Annotated in this window: 19 protein-coding genes and 7 tRNA genes (1 of these 26 running past the window's edge); all 26 read right to left on the bottom strand. The window is 40.2% G+C overall.

Annotated features, from left to right (window positions below):
• Nucleotides 1–7: transfer RNA gene (locus ACSVDJ_RS02680), tRNA-Arg, on the bottom strand; it reaches 70 nt to the left of the window's first position.
• Between the two features lie 15 nt (nt 8–22).
• Nucleotides 23–105 (bottom strand) — tRNA-Leu (locus ACSVDJ_RS02675).
• A 101-nt stretch (nt 106–206) separates the two neighbouring features.
• A tRNA-Lys gene (locus ACSVDJ_RS02670) sits at nt 207–282 on the bottom strand.
• Nucleotides 283–288: 6 nt separating this feature from the next.
• Nucleotides 289–363, bottom strand: a tRNA-Gln gene (locus tag ACSVDJ_RS02665).
• Nucleotides 364–384: 21 nt separating this feature from the next.
• Nucleotides 385–456, bottom strand: a tRNA-Glu gene (locus tag ACSVDJ_RS02660).
• Nucleotides 457–460: 4 nt separating this feature from the next.
• Nucleotides 461–551, bottom strand: a tRNA-Ser gene (locus ACSVDJ_RS02655).
• Between the two features lie 6 nt (nt 552–557).
• A tRNA-Asn gene (locus ACSVDJ_RS02650) sits at nt 558–632 on the bottom strand.
• Between the two features lie 166 nt (nt 633–798).
• Nucleotides 799–1266 carry a SprT family protein gene (locus tag ACSVDJ_RS02645; protein ID WP_439170364.1) on the bottom strand — a complete coding sequence of 156 codons (468 nt, stop codon included), beginning with the start codon at nt 1264–1266 and terminating at the stop codon, nt 799–801.
• A gap of 21 nt (nt 1267–1287) precedes the next feature.
• Complete coding sequence (locus ACSVDJ_RS02640; protein WP_439170363.1) at nt 1288–3468, bottom strand: Tex family protein; 2181 nt, start codon at nt 3466–3468, stop codon at nt 1288–1290.
• 89 nt (nt 3469–3557) lie between these two features.
• Nucleotides 3558–4151: a PP2C family serine/threonine-protein phosphatase gene (locus ACSVDJ_RS02635; RefSeq protein WP_439170362.1), complete on the bottom strand. Its 594-nt coding sequence runs from the start codon at nt 4149–4151 to the stop codon at nt 3558–3560.
• Nucleotides 4151–4945 carry an RNA polymerase sigma factor SigB gene (gene sigB, locus ACSVDJ_RS02630; RefSeq protein ID WP_439170361.1) on the bottom strand — a complete coding sequence of 265 codons (795 nt, stop codon included), beginning with the start codon at nt 4943–4945 and terminating at the stop codon, nt 4151–4153. Before sigB ends, ACSVDJ_RS02635 begins: the two co-directional genes overlap by 1 nt.
• Nucleotides 4923–5390: an anti-sigma B factor RsbW gene (rsbW, locus tag ACSVDJ_RS02625; protein WP_439170360.1), complete on the bottom strand. Its 468-nt coding sequence runs from the start codon at nt 5388–5390 to the stop codon at nt 4923–4925. The genes sigB and rsbW overlap by 23 nt, the downstream gene beginning before the upstream one ends.
• Before the next feature lie 2 nt (nt 5391–5392).
• Nucleotides 5393–5719 (bottom strand): anti-sigma factor antagonist, encoded by a 327-nt coding sequence (locus ACSVDJ_RS02620; RefSeq protein WP_439170359.1) that lies wholly within the window; start codon nt 5717–5719, stop codon nt 5393–5395.
• A gap of 78 nt (nt 5720–5797) precedes the next feature.
• Nucleotides 5798–6808: a PP2C family protein-serine/threonine phosphatase gene (locus tag ACSVDJ_RS02615; protein WP_439170358.1), complete on the bottom strand. Its 1011-nt coding sequence runs from the start codon at nt 6806–6808 to the stop codon at nt 5798–5800.
• 10 nt (nt 6809–6818) lie between these two features.
• Nucleotides 6819–7214, bottom strand: coding sequence for an anti-sigma regulatory factor (locus ACSVDJ_RS02610; RefSeq protein WP_439170357.1), 396 nt, complete (start codon nt 7212–7214; stop codon nt 6819–6821).
• Between the two features lie 3 nt (nt 7215–7217).
• Nucleotides 7218–7574, bottom strand: a complete 357-nt coding sequence (rsbS, locus tag ACSVDJ_RS02605) for an RsbT antagonist protein RsbS (protein WP_094835972.1) — start codon at nt 7572–7574, stop codon at nt 7218–7220.
• Entirely contained in the window at nt 7571–8404 is an 834-nt protein-coding gene (gene rsbRA, locus ACSVDJ_RS02600) for an RsbT co-antagonist protein RsbRA (protein WP_439170356.1), read from the bottom strand. The genes rsbS and rsbRA overlap by 4 nt, the downstream gene beginning before the upstream one ends.
• Before the next feature lie 241 nt (nt 8405–8645).
• The gene (locus ACSVDJ_RS02595; protein ID WP_094835974.1) at nt 8646–8996 is read right to left on the bottom strand and encodes a type II toxin-antitoxin system PemK/MazF family toxin; all 351 of its coding nucleotides are present in this window, start codon (nt 8994–8996) and stop codon (nt 8646–8648) included.
• A gap of 5 nt (nt 8997–9001) precedes the next feature.
• Nucleotides 9002–9283, bottom strand: a complete 282-nt coding sequence (locus ACSVDJ_RS02590; protein WP_439170355.1) for a CopG family ribbon-helix-helix protein — start codon at nt 9281–9283, stop codon at nt 9002–9004.
• A gap of 168 nt (nt 9284–9451) precedes the next feature.
• On the bottom strand, nt 9452–10600 hold the full coding sequence (gene alr / locus ACSVDJ_RS02585; protein ID WP_439170354.1) for an alanine racemase: 1149 nt from the start codon (nt 10598–10600) through the stop codon (nt 9452–9454).
• A gap of 723 nt (nt 10601–11323) precedes the next feature.
• The gene (locus ACSVDJ_RS02580; RefSeq protein ID WP_439170353.1) at nt 11324–12340 is read right to left on the bottom strand and encodes a LolA family protein; all 1017 of its coding nucleotides are present in this window, start codon (nt 12338–12340) and stop codon (nt 11324–11326) included.
• A gap of 84 nt (nt 12341–12424) precedes the next feature.
• Entirely contained in the window at nt 12425–12778 is a 354-nt protein-coding gene (gene acpS, locus ACSVDJ_RS02575) for a holo-ACP synthase (RefSeq protein ID WP_439170352.1), read from the bottom strand.
• Between the two features lie 4 nt (nt 12779–12782).
• On the bottom strand, nt 12783–14252 hold the full coding sequence (locus ACSVDJ_RS02570) for a PH domain-containing protein (protein WP_439170351.1): 1470 nt from the start codon (nt 14250–14252) through the stop codon (nt 12783–12785).
• Nucleotides 14245–14661, bottom strand: a complete 417-nt coding sequence (locus tag ACSVDJ_RS02565; protein ID WP_439170350.1) for a PH domain-containing protein — start codon at nt 14659–14661, stop codon at nt 14245–14247. Before ACSVDJ_RS02565 ends, ACSVDJ_RS02570 begins: the two co-directional genes overlap by 8 nt.
• Before the next feature lie 217 nt (nt 14662–14878).
• A complete protein-coding gene (gene cshA / locus ACSVDJ_RS02560) occupies nt 14879–16339 on the bottom strand; it encodes a degradosome RNA helicase CshA (protein WP_439170349.1) in 1461 nt (486 codons plus the stop codon).
• Between the two features lie 118 nt (nt 16340–16457).
• Nucleotides 16458–17159: an alpha/beta hydrolase gene (locus tag ACSVDJ_RS02555; RefSeq protein WP_439170348.1), complete on the bottom strand. Its 702-nt coding sequence runs from the start codon at nt 17157–17159 to the stop codon at nt 16458–16460.
• Nucleotides 17160–17245 lie beyond the last annotated feature (86 nt).

Genomic DNA, 17245 nt, shown 5'->3' with positions numbered 1-17245 from the left:
CGGGCGCAAATTATATTATATATGCGGCCGAGAGGACTTGAACCTCCACGGGGTCTCCCCCACTAGGCCCTCAACCTAGCGCGTCTGCCATTCCGCCACGACCGCTTAATGATGCGACAGAATTTTATTATAGCACTTCTTTTCAATTAAAGCAATACTTTTTAAAAAAAAATAACATTTTAGATGATCACAGCTACACCTATAAATGGTGAGCCATGAAGGACTCGAACCTTCGACCCTCTGATTAAAAGTCAGATGCTCTACCAACTGAGCTAATGGCTCGGAAAATGGCTGGGCTAGAAGGATTCGAACCTTCGCGTGACGGAATCAAAATCCGCTGCCTTACCGCTTGGCTATAGCCCAACATTTCAAATAAAACAAAAATGACCCGTACGGGATTCGAACCCGTGTTACCGCCGTGAAAGGGCGGTGTCTTAACCGCTTGACCAACGGGCCAGTATGGCGGAGAAGGAGGGATTTGAACCCTCGCGCCGGTTACCCGACCTACACCCTTAGCAGGGGCGCCTCTTCAGCCTCTTGAGTACTTCCCCAAAATATGGCTCCGCAGGTAAGATTCGAACTTACGACCGATCGGTTAACAGCCGATTGCTCTACCACTGAGCTACTGCGGAATAATCAACTCGTCTCATCGACAATTTATATTATATTAAAATGACACAAGAGAGTCAACACATTTTTTTAAAAACAACGAAGTTTTTTGAAAGAATATATTCTCTCTGTTGACGTGCTTACTAAAGTTATCAGTAAACAAAAGGAATGTCAACTAGCAAATCATTTTCATAAAATCTTTTCTTCTTTAAACACAAGTGTACCTTTGCACTTTCCACAAACGTAACGAGCTGTGTTGATTCTTCTCGCACGCCTATAAGTTAAAGAACAACTTGTGCACTGATAAAGCAATTGACGGCTTTTCCTTTTAGGACGATCGCTTGTTAATGGCGTGCAATGTCTTGGAGCACCCACTTCTTTCATTAATTGCTTAAAATCATAATCACGATGCTTATACCCTTTCCCGAGCAAATGCAAATGATAATGGCATAGTTCATGCTTAATAATCCCGACTAGCTCTTCTTCTCCGAATGCTTCCAAGTATTTTTTATTAATTTCAATATTGTGCGACTGTAATAGATATCGTCCACCTGTTGTTTTCAGGCGGTGATTGAACACCGCCTGATGAAGAAAAGGGCGGCCGAAAATTTCTCGTGAAATCTTTTCAACTAAGCTTTGTAGTTCTTCATTCGTCATTTCTCGTCCACCCTGTTCTCTTTATTCTTTCCTATCAATCATTGTCAATGATACTCGTCCTTTATTCTGATCAATTTGCTCCACCCAAACGGTTACGACATCACCTACGGCCACAACATCAAGCGGGTGTTTCACAAAGCCTTTTTTCAACTTAGAGATGTGGACTAGACCGTCTTCCTTTACTCCAACATCCACAAATGCACCGAAATCGACGACATTTCTAACCGTTCCTTGCAATTCCATTCCCGGTTTTAAATCTTCTAGCTTTAATACATCCGTCTTCAATAATGGCTTTTGCAATTCATCACGCAGGTCTCGCCCTGGCTTTTGCAACGCTTCGATAATATCCTTCATCGTTAACGTACCAAGTTCTAGCGATTTGGCTGTTTGTTCTATATCTAGTGCGTTAAGAGCCGAGCTAAGTTCATTTGTGCCAATGTCCACTGTTGAGAAGCCGATACTTTGCAGCAGCTTCTTCACCGCTGAATAGTTCTCTGGATGGATCGCCGTTTGATCAAGCTTTTCTTTTCCTGTTAGTATTCTTAAAAAGCCGATACTTTGCTCAAAGGTTTTCGCTCCAAGTCGAGGCACTTTTTTCACTTCAGACCGCTGAGTAAATTTTCCGTTTTCTTCTCTAAATTTAACGATATTATTGGCTACCGTTTTGTTGAGGCCTGCTACATATTGCAAAAGAGAAGCGGAAGCGGTATTTAAGTTCACACCGACTTGGTTGACGGCAGTTTCAACGACAAACGTTAACGAATCATTTAGTTTCTTTTGGGACACATCATGCTGGTATTGACCAACACCTACTGATTTCGGATCAATTTTCACTAGTTCAGCTAGTGGATCTTGTAATCTGCGAGCGATAGAAACAGCACTTCTTTCTTCTACTTGAAGATCAGGGAATTCTTCGCGTGCAATATCTGATGCGGAATAAACACTTGCTCCTGCTTCGTTGACAATCATATAAGCGATTGGTCTGTCGTTTGATTTAATCATATCGACAACGAATTGTTCCGTTTCTCTTGAAGCTGTTCCATTCCCAACAGCCACTAGCTCAATTTCGTATTGATCTAATAGTTGCTTAAATAACTTTTCTGCTTCTGCTCTTTTCGCTTTAGGTGGATGCGGATAAATTACACCGATATAAAGTACTTTTCCCGTCTCATCAACAGCCGCCAGCTTGCAGCCTGTCCGATAGGCTGGATCAACACCTAATACCATTTTTCCTTTCAACGGTGGCTGAAGCAGTAGTTTTCTTAAGTTCTCTGAGAAAATATGAATCGCTTGGTCTTCTCCTTTTTCTGTTAGCTCATTTCGTACCTCTCGTTCAATGGAAGGTTGAATTAACCGTTTATAAGCATCCTGCAACGCTTCAGATACAAAAGTAGCCGCTGAGCTCTGTTCATTTTTAATATATCGCTTCGTTAAATAGTGGATGACTTTGTCGATATCAGCTTGAATAGTCACCTTTAACACGCCTTCTTTTTCTCCACGATTGAGAGCAAGGGTGCGATGAGGAACGATACGAGCAACTGGTTCTTCATATGAATAATACATTTCAAAAATGTTCTTCTCATCTTCTGCATCTTTTTTCAGAGTAGATTGAATCACACCCGTACGAAAGCTTTCTTTACGAATCCATTCTCGAATTTGTGCATCGTCTGCCACAGCTTCTGCGATGATATCCATCGCTCCTTGGATCGCCTCTTCTATTGAAGCAACTTCTTTCTCTGCTGAAATATACTTTTTCGCTTCTTCTTCAACAGGAGGTGCAGCAGGTAACGATAACATCCATTCCGCCAATGGCTCTAACCCTTTTTCCTTTGCAACAGATGCTTTCGTTCGTCTCTTTTGCTTGTAAGGTCGGTATAAGTCTTCCACCGCCTGCATCTTGTCGGCTGCTAAAATTTTCGCTTTTAATTCCTTCGTTAGCTTTCCTTGTTCCTCAATTGAACGAAGCACTTCTTCTTTGCGCTGAACGAGATTTTGTACATATGTATAACGATTCATGAGGGTGCGAATTTCTACTTCATCCAATGCTCCCGTCATTTCTTTACGATATCGGGCGATAAAAGGTACGGTTGCCCCTTCTTCAATTAACGAGATAACGGCCCGTACCTTTTTTAGCTCAATATTTTCTTCTTGAGCGACCTGCTTTAAAATGCTTTCGCGGTCTTGAATCTTTTCCTCAGACATACTTTTGCCCTCCATTTCTTCATTTCTTTATTTTAACAGATTGACACCCCTCAATTAAAATGAAACGACAAGAAAAAAGCCTGCGATAATTAAAGCAGGCTACCAACAATAAACGTACAATCATCATTTGATTGCATCGACTCTTCTTCAAGAATATCCGCAATGGATACTAATTTCTCCTTACTTAACAATGATTTGACATTCAGGAGGTTAAGACCATCTGAATGCAAAATAAATTTACAATTAGGTTCATAGACAAATCTTTGTGTTCGGTACTTTTGTGCGCGTCCTGATAAAAAGCCCCTCACCGGAAGAGGGTATGTTAGTTTTCCCAGTTCCGTATATAAATAGAAACGAACATTTCCGACACAGCTGTATTCAAACTCTTGCCTTGCTAAATAAACTTTCATGATTGCAACCGCTGCTCCCCTTTTATGCTGTAGCGATTCATTACTTAGACGCATTAATTCATCTACATCTTCATGGTGGTGCTCACTAACTACCGCGATCACTGCATCAGCAGACTCGTTAGCCAACTCACCGCTACCAAGGCCATCAGCAAGTACACAAATAAAATAATCTGTTGCTTCATAAATAAAATAGCTATCACCGCATAATGAGTTCCCGTTTTTAGCTACTTGATTCGCATAAATTTCTATTTGTTGACTATCATAATGAATCATTAGGATAATCGCTCCGTTATGAGAGATTCCTTCTCAATCGCTTCTTTTAGTTTTTTAATGGCCTTGCGCTGCAGTCGAGATACGTGCATTTGCGAAATCCCTAGCTTTTCACCTGTATCCTTTTGGCTCATATTTTCTATGTAGGTACATTGAATGATTTGCCGTTCGCGATCAGATAATACATGAAGAACCTTATTAAGAACGAGGCGTTGATCTACTTTTTCATAGCCTTCATCTTGACTGCCGACGATATCAAGAAGAGTGACTGTACTTCCATCAGAATCCGCTTCAATCGAGTGATCAACAGACAATGCTTGATAGCTTTTCCCCATTTCCATCGCCTCAAGCACTTCCTCTTCTGATATTTCCAGATGGCGAGCAATTTCCTCTACTTTTGGCGATCGCTGCAAGCTTGTCGTTAGCTCCTCCACTGTCGCTTTAATTTTCGGTCCAAGCTCCTTAATTCTTCTCGGCACATGCACACTCCACGTTTTATCTCGTAAAAAACGCTTAATTTCCCCTACAATTGTCGGGATAGCAAATGCCTCAAAGTTTTTCCCATACGAATCATCATATCTTCTAATTGCTCCTAGCAGGCCCATCATTCCGACTTGTACGATATCCTCGTGATAACTTTTTCCTTTTGAATATTTCCGCGCAATCGACTCTACTAGTCCTTGATAATGCTTCACTAGCTTTTCTTGTGCTTCTTCATCGTTACTTTGTTGATACGCTTGAATCCATTCAACGGCTTGCTTTTTCGATTCTCGATTAGGTTGAGACGACTTGTGCATCCCTCTCCACCTGCTCTCCTTCAAGGTACTTTGTCATCAACAAAGTAATCCCTTCATTTTGATGAACTTTCACTTCATCCATTAATGTTTCAATGAGAAATAACCCTAAGCCTCCTTCGCGCAGAAACTCAACAGAATGATCGGTATATGGACCTAAAGCTCTCTTTGTATTTAAAAAATTAAAGCTTTGACCATGATCAGCTACCATCACTTCTAAATGTTTGCTATATAACGCGAAGCCAACAATGACTTCTCCTTCCTCACTACCTTGATAAGCATGTTGCACAGCATTTGTAATCGCTTCGCTTGTCGCTATTTTTAAATCTTCAATCGCATCATATGTAAAGCCCATTCTGCTGGCGATCCCCGATAATGTCAATCTGATTACTCCTACAAATTCCGGCTTCGCAGGAATTTTCATCTCGATGTATTCAAAATCTTTCATTGTTATACGCCACCTTCTACTTCAGAATGAATATTCATAATACCGGACAGTCCTGTAATATCAAACAATCGTTTCAATCTTCCAGATAACCCAACTAATTGAAGTGTCCCATTTTTTGCATTTAAGCTTTTAAATAAACCGACAAAAATCCCCAAACCCGTGCTATCCAAATACGTAACGTCCGTTAAATCAATGATTAAGGTTTGATTCGCTTTGACATGCGGAAAAACGGTTTCCTGCAGTTTAGGCGCTGTATACACATCAAGCTCTCCTCCAATATACACCTTTGTATATTGGTCCATTTCTTCTACATTAATCGTAATATTCATTTTATCCACCTCTTTCAGCCGCATGATCGATTTCATATCTTAAATTTCTACCCAATATTACTACCTCTAAACCTCTATTTATTGCACTCGCTTTAAAATAATCAACGTAAAATCATCACGCAATTGAAATTCTTGCAAATATTCGAGATCGCGATATACGTTGTTCACAATCTCTTGTGCCTCTAAATGGATATATTGTTCGATGTAGCTAATAAGTGTCTCCGTTTCAATAAACCCTTCTTTCGTTCGACACTCTGTTACACCGTCAGACATCAGCAAAATGACATCTCCAACCTCCACTCTTTTTTCATATTGGCGATATTTCGTTTTTTTATCCACACCAAGCACGAGTCCTTTTGCATACAACTCTTCAAATTTCTTCGTTTGATGATTATAAAAGAACCCTGGTTCATGACCGGCTGATGAATAATAAAATATATGATTGCGGATGTTGTACGTTCCATAAAACATCGTAATAAACATCGTAGGGTCAACATTTTGTTCAACGACACGATTTAAACTTTCTAACACAACGTTTGGCTCTAGACTCCCCTCAGGTAAGCTGTCCATAGAATATTTAATCATCGACATACACAGAGCAGCTGGGATTCCTTTTCCAATAATATCCGCTACCGCTACACTGACCGTATGATTGTCATCGTGGACAAAATGATAATAATCTCCGCTCATTCGCCTAGCAGGTACACTAATAGCACCAATATCGAGCGAAGAAACGTCAGGGATTTGCGTACCTAATAAAGTTTGCTGCATGCTAGCGGCTACTTCGATTTCACTCTGTAACTCTTGTTGGAAGGTACGCAAGCTTTGATGTTCCCGATAAGCTAAGCCGTAGCTAATCATTACCTCTAACAGAATATCTAAAGCGAGAAGAACAGGCTGAGGAATGTTAGATTCTAATTCCATGATGGCTGTTTTATGAATGCTGATCATTTCTTCAGGGGATATTTTGTGTTCCATCGCCTGTCTACTAAACTTTTGGCTTAAGTATAGAGCGTGCTCATCTTGTTCTTTTATATAGCTTTCGAGAAGTTCTTTATATTGCTCCTGAATGCTTTCTTTAAAGTCCATGTTTGCCCTCCTAACGGAGCCACTTAATTGCCTTAATTAACGTTCCTTCTCCTGGATTTGACTCGATTGAAAATTCATCCATTAATCGTTTCACACCTGGCAAACCAGCTCCAAGCCCCCCAGATGTGGAAAAGCCATCCTCCATAACCTTTCGGATATCAGGAATCCCTGGTCCTTGATCGTTTGATATAATTACTAAACCAACTTTACCTACTGCCTCTGTCTTTTCTATCTGAATATCCCCTTCTCCTGCATACAAATAAATATTTCGAGCTAATTCACTGATAGCGGTTGTAATTCGAGCCTGATCTACTGTACCAAAGCCAAGATCTTTAGCCACATTTCTTCCTAGCTGTCTAGCCGCTACAATGTCCCATTCACTTATAATCTTGACGCTAGAATCCATAGATTAGTCCTCCAATTCCTGTTGAAGTTTCTCCAACCCTTTTTCTAAATCTAGAGCAGTCAAGACATCTTCGAGACGAATCCCCAACTCAATTAACGTAATAGCAACAGCTGGCTGAACCCCTGTAACAACCACTTTCGCTCCCATCAGCTTAGACATACTAATTACATCCCCAAGAACTTTCGCAATGAAAGAATCAATAAAATCAATTGACGTAAAATCTATGACAACCCCTCTAGCACTCGTTTCATGAATCTTACGAAGAAGATCCTCTTGAAATTGCAGAGCTGTTTGATCGTCTAATTCCCATTGAATAGAGATTAACAAACAATCATATAGTTTTAAGATCGGAATTCTCACATTCCTCCCTCCACTTCAATAATTTTTCGATCTGTCAACGCTAACGCTTGTTCAATTCCTTTCTTTAGCGTACTTGTCGTCAGTACTTGTTCTAAATTAATCCCTAAAGTAACGATCGTCTGGGCAATTTCTGGGCGAATCCCGACGATCATGCATTTCGCTCCTACTAAATGAACCGCATCGGCTGCTTGGATCATATGATGAGCCACCATTGTATCAACGACAGGCACACCAGTAATATCAATCAACACTACTTCGGAACGATATTTGACGACGCCATTCAATAAGTTTTCCATAATCAGTTTTGCTCGCTCTGTATCAATTGTACCGACAAGCGGCATCACTGAAATCTTTTCAAACACTGGAATCAGTGGAGCAGATAACTCCTGTAAAGCAATCTTTTGCAATGATACTGTCCGCTCCCAATAGTCCGAATAAGAATCGATAATCGTATTATTCATCGGAAACATCCAACGATTGAACTCTGATGAAAATTCAATATAATTCTCTTTATCAATAATTCCTCGTTCCTTCATACCGTTAGATACAATTTGACTAAAAGTATTCAAACCTAGATTAACAACGGTTAGTGGCCAACCTAAGTGAACAATCTTTCTAGCGAATTCTTCCACTCTAGATTGAAACTCTTGCTCCGTTTCAACAAAATTGGAGATCAACAATTCGATGAACTCTCTGCTCGTTTTAGTAAACATTCGATCAGACATCATCGTAACCGCTTGATCATCAGCCTCCTTTTTCATCCAAAGAATCCATTGATCTAATATTTCACTTTTATTCGATTGTACATAGTTAAAGATAAGTTTACGCATACAGACATCTCCAATTCACTAGATTTTACACTTAGATCAGCACTACTTGAAAGGTCAAGGCGACCGAGAACTGATGCCATTCTTGTTTACCTCTTATTTATTTGTTCTTTCCCTTACACTCATATTAAATATTATAATGTTTATCGGACTAATTAAAAAGCAGAAGCCTGCAAAATGCCCTCACTCCTAATTCTGCACAAAAAAATAAGACGCCTACTAGATTGCTCTAGTAAACGTCTTTCTAAAATTGAATAAGGCCTAAACTAATTTGCAAGGCATCATCTACTTTTTCCATCATTTCCTCATCAAGCTGAGTGATTTTGTCCGTTAATCTTTGTTTATCAATCGTTCGAATTTGTTCGAGAAGAATAACGGAATCTCGCTCAAAGCCATAACGCTTTGCATCAATTTCAACATGTGTAGGCAACTTAGCTTTTTGAATTTGCGCTGTTATAGCAGCAACAATAATAGTGGGACTGAACCGATTCCCAATGTCGTTTTGAACCACTAGCACAGGCCGCATTCCGCCTTGCTCTGAACCGACAACAGGGGACAGGTCTGCGAAATATACGTCACCACGTTTAACTATCACACGGATTATCCTCCACTTACTAAACGTTCTACAGTATTACCTGCTTCATACTCCGCTTGCATCGCTTCAGAGGCAATAGCTAAATTGATCTTCGCCATTTCCATATAACCGCGTCTCATCGATTCTGTAATTTGACGCTTCTTTCTCTCACGAAGATACATTTTCGTTGCCCTGTAGATAAACTCACTGCGGTTAATATTTTCTTGATCTGCAAAACTGTCTAACTCTTTCACAAATTGCTGCGGTAAGCGAATAAATACCTCTGTTGTTGCGCTAGATTCAGACACGAACTACACCTCCACCAATCACTACACCCGTCTCCTTAACTGTCAACTTCATAATACCATCTTTTCATCCCTGATGGAAGACGAAATCCAAATTCCTGCTAATTTCATAAAACAATTGCAGAAATCCCTCGAAAAGCCTCCATTCTCCTAGAAAATACACAAAAATTGTTATCCTAGTAGCGGATTAATCACTTGAACAACTTTCCCCTGTTGTCTATATACTCTTGGTACACGCGCCGTAATCACACAAGGCACTTCATAGTTAATTGTCTCCAATCGATCAGCAATTTCATCCATGGAAATTTCTTCATTGTCTTGTTTACCAATGAGAGTAACTGTCGCACCTAAAGGCTTTTCGCTAGACAATCGAATCATGCATTGATCCATGCAAACCCGCCCTACAATTGGTACTCGTTTCCCTTCTACAAGCACATGCTGACTTTGAAGCTTTCTAATCCAGCCGTCCGCATAACCGATTGGTAAAGTCGCAATCCACTCTTCACCTTCCGCTTCATACGTAGCACCATAGCTTACTTTTTCACCTTTTTGGATTTTTTTGATGTGAACGATTTTCGTATGAAGAGAAAAAGCTTGCTTTAAAGAAAATGGGAGAACCGCTTTCATTTCCTGCGAAGGCGTTAACCCGTACATCGAAATCCCCAAACGAACGGTGTTAAAATAAGCTTTTTCATGCCGCAAAGTAGTGGCACTGTTGGCACAATGAATATAAGGTGGCTTTTCCTCTAACGATTCAACCATAGCATTGAAACGAGCTAATTGTTGATCAAAATACGTTGTATCGAGCTCATCCGCCGTCGCGAAGTGTGTAAAGAGACCTTCAAATGCGAATTTAGGTGATTGGTTAATGAAAGCAACCATCTCTTGCAGGTCTTCCGTCGTTCTCACTCCTAATCTCCCCATGCCTGTATCACATTTAATATGAACATTTAATACTTGATCACTAGATAAATGTTTTTCTGCTTCTTGAAGCCACTCTAGTTGATAAACAGTCAGTGAAATATTATGTTCAGCTGCTAAAGCGGCATCAGTTGATCGACTAGCTCCAAGCACTAAAATCGGCACTTCCAACTTTGACTTAGTTAAAGATAACGCTTCATCTAAAAAGGCAACAGCTAAACCATGAGCCCCTGCTCGAACAGCAGCCTCAGCTATCGGTACATCCCCATGGCCATATGCATTTGCTTTCACAACCGCAAATAACTTCTCATCTGCAGGGAGTAACTTCAACGCCTCTTTCACATTATAGTCAATATCATCCAAATTTATTTCTGCCCAAGTATCACGATAAAAATCCATAGCAACCCCCACTCGCCATCTTCTTCTTTCCGATGTTTGTTCACGATTTCATACAATTCTTAATTCTAAACCTAAACCACATCATGTCAACACCGAAATGCGGAAGGCGCTGTCCAGCGGCGTATGGGCTGGAGCCATCCGATCGAGATAAAGGAAACACGATGAACGTAGTGAATCGATGTTGACTTATCGCAAGGAGGAGGGTAGAAGTCCACTAGCCGCTAGCGCCTGGAGCTAGACACCGAAATGCGGAGACGACTGTTTAGACACGACAAGCAAATGTTCTGACACTGGAAAGGCGACAAGCCTTGGAAGTGGCAGGTTATTTGACTCGAGTGTCTAGGAGGCGGAGCTAGACAACAACGAAATGCGGAAGGCGCTGTTTAGCGACGTATGGATTGTAGTGATCCGATCGAGATAAAGGAAACACGGTGAGCGTTAGTGAACCGATGTTGACTTATCGCAAGGAGGATCATGGAAATCCACTAGTCGCTAGCGCCTGGAGCTAGACAACAACGAAATGCGGAGCCAACTTGATCAGCCGCGAAAAGCAAAAGGCGAGCCGGCTGAAAGGTTGCTTTTTAACCTTTTAGACGGATTGACTTTTGACCTCGAGCGGCTAGTTGGTGGAGCTAGACACCGAAATACAGAGACGACTTTTAGGCAAAGAAAAAAGGAACGCTGACTCCGTTCCTTCCCACAACATCCTTAAGTTTCGTCTTATTATTTCTCCATCGACATTTTCATCGAGCGTGCTACTTCAATCATTTCGCCTTTGGATAGATCTTTAGAGGCTAACATAAAGTCTACTCCTTGATACGACCAAGAAATAGACTTATCAGATACCACACCAAACGAGTGGCCAAGGTCCGCTACTTCTCCATTAACTTCATTCATTTGCATAGAAGCAGCTGGCAGTACTTCCGCTCTTTCCTGAACAACGGTAAAAGATTTGTCGCCTCCGTACGTAAGAACAACTCTTGTACCATTAGTTGTTACAATTTCATTTTCTTCCAACAAGCTACTTCCAGTAATATTTCCATCTGGATAATGAACAGCTAATTCTTTATTTTCTGGTTGAGCCATCACCGGCATTTCTAATTGTGCACCTGTCATATTTTTCTTCACATCAAAAGATTCTTTATCAATTTTCGCGTCAAATTCCATTGTGGAAAATTCTACAACAACGAGCGCTTTGCGATCAGGGTCCATAACTTTGACGGAGACAGGGGTTAAATCCTTCTTTTTAAACCGTATTTCTTGAGATGGTAGCATATGACTGTTTGGATATCGTGTTTTTGTTTCAAATACAAAATGCTCATCTGTTTCTTTAAAGTTTGCCTCTTTATCTGCTAGAATATCTTTCACTAACGATTCGTACAAATAAGCTTGACTACTATTTCGCGGCCAATCGCTTTGAAACTTGAAACTTTTATTCAATGCAGGAGTTAATACATAAACACCAGTTTCATTTTTTAAAATCATTTGGCTTTGATCTTTCTTATCAGTCGATAATGCCACTCGATAAAACTGGTGTTCCCGATTCCAAATATCCACATCGTATATTTGTTTTTCCTCCCCAGCCTGCAACGTCATTTTCGCTTTCGCTTTATAACCAACCACTTCCTCCGCTTTCTCGTTTAAATCCCCCATTACCTCCTCTTTTGATTTTGCCCCACAAGCTGAAAGAATGACTAAAGCGAACAAACATATAAGCCACACTAGCCTTCTATTCCTCATGATTTCACAACCCCTTTCGCACTAAAAATATATGAGACAACCATTCAGATTATGATTGTTGCGAAAGGAAGATTGACGCTCACATCAAAGCTGTTCAATAACGACTTGCGCCGCGGCAAATTCTTTACTATGCGTAATCGATAAATGAACCCCTTCAAAAATTGGCGCTTTTATGTACGGCTTACCTCGCTCATCAACAGCTGTTTCAATATTTTGAAAGGACAATTCTTTACCTATTCCTGTCCCGTACGCTTTAGAAAAAGCTTCTTTAGCCGCAAAACGACCAGCGGCATATTCAAATTTACGTTGGCCGCTTCGACTGTGAAATACTTCTCGTTCAGCTATCGTTAATATTCGTTCAAGAAACTTCGGCTGCCTTTCTATAAGTTGTTGAATTCGCGATATTTCCACAATATCCATACCGATTCCTCGTATCATTTCTTCACCCACATCTATTTTCTTCGTCTCTCTTATACCATCGATACACACTATGTGCATCATTTATGGAGGCATCGATCATTTTTGATTTCTTACCTACCGCTCCACTTTTGATCACCGCAGAAAAGGAGGCTAACTCCTTCCTTTTTTGCCAAGGTGTTTGCGTAAAACTTACTGACTGGATGTACGCTTTCTTCATCATAACCGTACATCTGCTCAAACGTCGATACCGGATCGTTAACTGATCTTCCGTTAATAGCCATCCTGCGGTTCGATAACAGCTCACCCCATAAACGATAGCAAGCAACAATAGCGCACTAGACCATAAACCATTCGGCCAAAAATACCAGCTCACTCCTATAATTGGCAAGATGACATAATAGCTTTTTCTTAAAACATATCTCCCTCTAGCTTTTTTCGGAGCTGGACAAAACTGATCAGGGAAAGAATAGTCTGGAAAAATATCCTTCAACAAATGAAGAGCAGCTTCTTTTTTAATCATCGGAAGTAAAATGATACTAGCGCCTTCTTCAGCAGGTGCTGCCCCTCCAGCACTTTCAAGTTGAACCGAACAATAGCCAGCAAGCTGACGAAGCGGATTCTCCACAATTGTGATCCCTTGAATCCGAGTAAAAGGAATCGTGATTTGTCGTTTTTCAAGCAATCCTCTTTGAATAACGATATGTTCATCATTCATTTTTAACGTAAAATCTTGGTACTTCAGCAACGTTAAAATAACGGAAATGACCCAGGCGATAAACAACACAACAAATACAACGATAGAAATGAACAACACACCATACTCAATAAAGCGAGACGCCTCTTCAAATACTTTCTCATAAGGAATCAGTTCATCAAATTGAGATAAAAAAGCAACGACAGCGGAAATCACCACTCCTACACCGCCTGAAGTAGCCGCTAACAGTAACAACTCCGATAGCTTCGCTTTATATACCACTTTAGTTGTTTCTTGCACTTCTTCCGTCTCTTCTTGTTGTTCTACTTCCGCACTTACTCTATGCTTCTCACGGCTAATCATCTCTTTTAAGGCTGTGGCCTCTTCTTTCGTAATAGCTGTTAACTCAGCTTCAGACTTTGTCGGGTCACTAGAGCCTGCCGTTTCAATCGTCAATTTCTCTAGACCAAACATCTGCTGCAAAATTCCTTCTGAGCTATCTAAACTTTGAATACGCTCAATTGGTATGTAACGCTTCTTTTTGACGAAAAGACCGTATTCAATTCTTAATTCCCCTTCTTCTACCCAATAAGCAAAACGTAGCCATTTCACTATTCCACTTACTAATAAAAATAAAATTAATACGCCCATCCCGATCATCGGAAGATAATCCCAAAATTCAACTTTCGGTTTATTATTCACAAAGAAAACGAGAACAAGTGGCAAAATGAGATTTTTTAATTCCTTGAAAACATTCGAGACTGCAGCAATCGGATGAAGTCGTTTCGGCTCAGACATCTTCTGTCGCCACCCTTGCCAAATTAGAAATCATCTTTCGCATCTCTTCGGCTTCCTCCATCTCAACAGCAGGAATTTCATGAACGGTCGCTGCCGTTGAAACTTTAATACCCGCTAAGCCATACTTCCTTAAAACAGGCCCTTGTTCTGTATCAACATGTTGCACACGAATCATCGGAATTAGTGTTCGACGCGTGATGATCACGCCATGTTGCAATTCAATTTCTTGCTCCCTCACCTCATATCGCCAACGATTCCAACGCAACTTCGGCAGGAGATAAACGAAAAGGAAGAACATTAACACTCCCGCTAAAATTAATACGCCGATCACCCATAACGGCCCGTCGTTCATAAAAGCAAACACGCCTCCTCCTATCAACAACAACCAAACAATTACTGTACTGATCATCCCTGATATTCTCCATACTGTCAGAGCTTTTTTGGATATTCTCTTTCTAGGCTCTACCATCTATCACTCACGACCTTTTTTATTTATCCCGCATGAACGGGTTGTAACGCCCCATGGATTGAAGCTTCACTTTATATTCATTAACGTATGTATTCGAAAAAAGTTTCATTTATGGTAAAAAAAAGCACAGGAATAGCCTGTGCTTTTTTATCAATTATTATTGAGAAGAAAATTTTCTTCTTGTATTTTTGCGGTCTCTATTGTAAGAACGGTTGTTGCTAGATGAACGGTTCCCTTGACGATTACCGCCAGATTTTCTAGAGTTCGAATTTTTCGAACGGAAGTTATCTCTTTTTTGAGGAAGAGACGCTTCACTTGTAATACGTACAGGTGTACGATCTGGCTCTTTCGTAATCAATTTAAGAGCTGCGGCTACTAATTGATCCGCATCATATTGATCAAGAAGCTCTTTTGCAAATGATTTATATTGAGAAAGATCATTTTTAGCTACACTTTCTTCTAATTCATTTACAGCAGCACGTTGTTGACCGATCATTGCGTCGTCCCAAGTAGGAGCAGACATTGGTGTCATACGTTTCTTCGTTGTTCTTTCTACTTCTTTCAAATAGCTCATTTCTCTCGGCTCAACGAAAGTAACAGCCATTCCTTCTTTTCCAGCACGTCCCGTACGACCAATGCGGTGTACATAACTTTCTGGATCTTGAGGGATATCATAGTTGTATACATGCGTAACACCGGAAATATCTAAGCCACGAGCTGCTACGTCTGTAGCTACAAGAACATCAATTTTTCCTTCTTTAAAACGTTTTAACACAGTTAAACGCTTCGCTTGGCTTAAATCACCATGGATACCTTCTGCTTGGTAACCACGAAGACTTAAAGCATTCGCTAACTCATCTACACGACGTTTCGTTCTGCCGAAAATGATCGCAAGTTCTGGAGAGTGAACATCGATCAAACGAGATAACACGTCGAATTTATCACGTTGCTGTACTTTCACAAAGTATTGATCAATGTTTGAAACCGTCATTTCTTTCATTTTCACACGAATTGTTTCAGGCTCATTCATAAATCTTTCAGCTATCGCACGGATTTGCTTAGGCATTGTTGCCGAGAACAACAAGGTTTGACGTTCAGTCGGCACGTGGGAAAGAATAGCTTCAATATCTTGAATGAAGCCCATGTTTAACATTTCATCTGCTTCGTCTAATACAAGAGTTTGCAAATGATCTAATTTTAACGTTTTGCGGTTAATATGGTCTAAAATTCGCCCAGGTGTACCTACAATGATATGTGGACGTTTTTTCAACGCACGAATTTGACGCTGAATATCTTGCCCACCATATACAGCTAGAATACCTACACGCTTGCCTCCGCCGATCTTATATAGCTCTTCAGAAACTTGAATCGCTAATTCTCGCGTAGGAGCAATAATTAACCCTTGAATTGAATGGTCATGCATATCAATCTTTTCAATCATCGGAATACCGAAAGCCGTCGTTTTACCTGTACCTGTTTGGGCTTGACCGATAATATCTCTACCTTCAAGTCCAACTGGAATTGTCGCCGCTTGGATCGGTGTTGCTTCTTCAAACCCCATTTTATCAATAGCTTTTAAAGTGGCTTCACTTAAATTTAAATCTTTAAATTTCGTCAATAGTTTTCTTCTCCTTCTATTTCAGCTACCGTATCACACAAAAAATACTCTTCATGACATGAGAAGAGTAAAAGTTATTGTTATCATACCATCTGCATCAATCAATTTCAATGGATATTTAACTAACTTTACTACTTCTATTTAAAAAAGTAAAGATCTTATTAAACAATTCTTCCTTATCACCTGTGTGACAAATATGATGCTTAGCTGTTTTGGAGTAATAAATTTCTTTATCTTCGGAAGAAATCTTTCGATAAATAAAATCAGCACTTTTCGGAGGAACGATTCCATCCGCAAGGCCTTGTGCGATGAAAGTAGGCACATGTATTTTTTCAATAAGCGGTGTAATTTGCTTCACCATTTTTCTAAATTGCTGCGTGGCTGACAACGGTGTAGACAATAGCTTATTTTTATAACGTGAAAATAGCTCATTTTCGACTAATCGCCCATTTTTGGCATCCTTCAACATTTCACGTATATCCACAAGCAATTGACCTGCATTAATATATTTAGCAGCTGCGCTCAATAATATAAGTTTTTCTACCGGATATTTTTCTGCCAAGTATACCGAAATCAGTCCGCCCATAGAAAAACCAACAACATATACTTCTTCGCACTGCGACAAAAGCGTCTGCAATTCTTTCTCTGCATGCTCAAGCCATTGCCCATAATTCACACCTTTTAAACTGAGCGTTTCTCCATGCCCTGGCAAAGTAGGTACAACAATTTTCCAATTGGTCTTCTCTTTTAAATAATTAGCGAGTGGTTCTACTTCATAAGGGGAACCAGTAAAGCCATGAATACATAGACACCCAATCATATTTTCACCCGTTTTTTATTGATTCGTCATTAGAATGACTAAATGAACGAAAAACATCGAGGGACTTTTCTTACCTCGATGTTTTT

The organism is Bacillus sp. Hm123 (assembly GCF_051842975.2).
Lineage (GTDB): Bacteria > Bacillota > Bacilli > Bacillales > Domibacillaceae > Bacillus_CE.
The sequence above is the reverse complement of the archived record's forward strand: the minus strand, read 5'-3'. Positions and strand labels throughout refer to the sequence as shown.

Excerpts from the sequence above, each read along its gene's own strand:
- ACSVDJ_RS02635 (WP_439170362.1), bottom strand. The coding sequence starts at position 4,151 with ATGATTCATTATGATAGTCAACAAATAGAAATTTATGCGAATCAAGTA.
- ACSVDJ_RS02580 (WP_439170353.1), bottom strand. The coding sequence starts at position 12,340 with ATGAGGAATAGAAGGCTAGTGTGGCTTATATGTTTGTTCGCTTTAGTC.
- sigB (WP_439170361.1), bottom strand. The coding sequence starts at position 4,945 with ATGCACAAGTCGTCTCAACCTAATCGAGAATCGAAAAAGCAAGCCGTT.
- ACSVDJ_RS02610 (WP_439170357.1), bottom strand. The coding sequence starts at position 7,214 with ATGGATTCTAGCGTCAAGATTATAAGTGAATGGGACATTGTAGCGGCT.
- rsbW (WP_439170360.1), bottom strand. The coding sequence starts at position 5,390 with ATGAAAGATTTTGAATACATCGAGATGAAAATTCCTGCGAAGCCGGAA.
- acpS (WP_439170352.1), bottom strand. The coding sequence starts at position 12,778 with ATGATACGAGGAATCGGTATGGATATTGTGGAAATATCGCGAATTCAA.
- ACSVDJ_RS02645 (WP_439170364.1), bottom strand. The coding sequence starts at position 1,266 with ATGACGAATGAAGAACTACAAAGCTTAGTTGAAAAGATTTCACGAGAA.
- rsbRA (WP_439170356.1), bottom strand. The coding sequence starts at position 8,404 with ATGCGTAAACTTATCTTTAACTATGTACAATCGAATAAAAGTGAAATA.
- ACSVDJ_RS02620 (WP_439170359.1), bottom strand. The coding sequence starts at position 5,719 with ATGAATATTACGATTAATGTAGAAGAAATGGACCAATATACAAAGGTG.
- ACSVDJ_RS02555 (WP_439170348.1), bottom strand. The coding sequence starts at position 17,159 with ATGATTGGGTGTCTATGTATTCATGGCTTTACTGGTTCCCCTTATGAA.
- ACSVDJ_RS02615 (WP_439170358.1), bottom strand. The coding sequence starts at position 6,808 with ATGGACTTTAAAGAAAGCATTCAGGAGCAATATAAAGAACTTCTCGAA.
- ACSVDJ_RS02565 (WP_439170350.1), bottom strand. The coding sequence starts at position 14,661 with ATGATCAGTACAGTAATTGTTTGGTTGTTGTTGATAGGAGGAGGCGTG.
- ACSVDJ_RS02640 (WP_439170363.1), bottom strand. The coding sequence starts at position 3,468 with ATGTCTGAGGAAAAGATTCAAGACCGCGAAAGCATTTTAAAGCAGGTC.
- ACSVDJ_RS02570 (WP_439170351.1), bottom strand. The coding sequence starts at position 14,252 with ATGTCTGAGCCGAAACGACTTCATCCGATTGCTGCAGTCTCGAATGTT.
- alr (WP_439170354.1), bottom strand. The coding sequence starts at position 10,600 with ATGGATTTTTATCGTGATACTTGGGCAGAAATAAATTTGGATGATATT.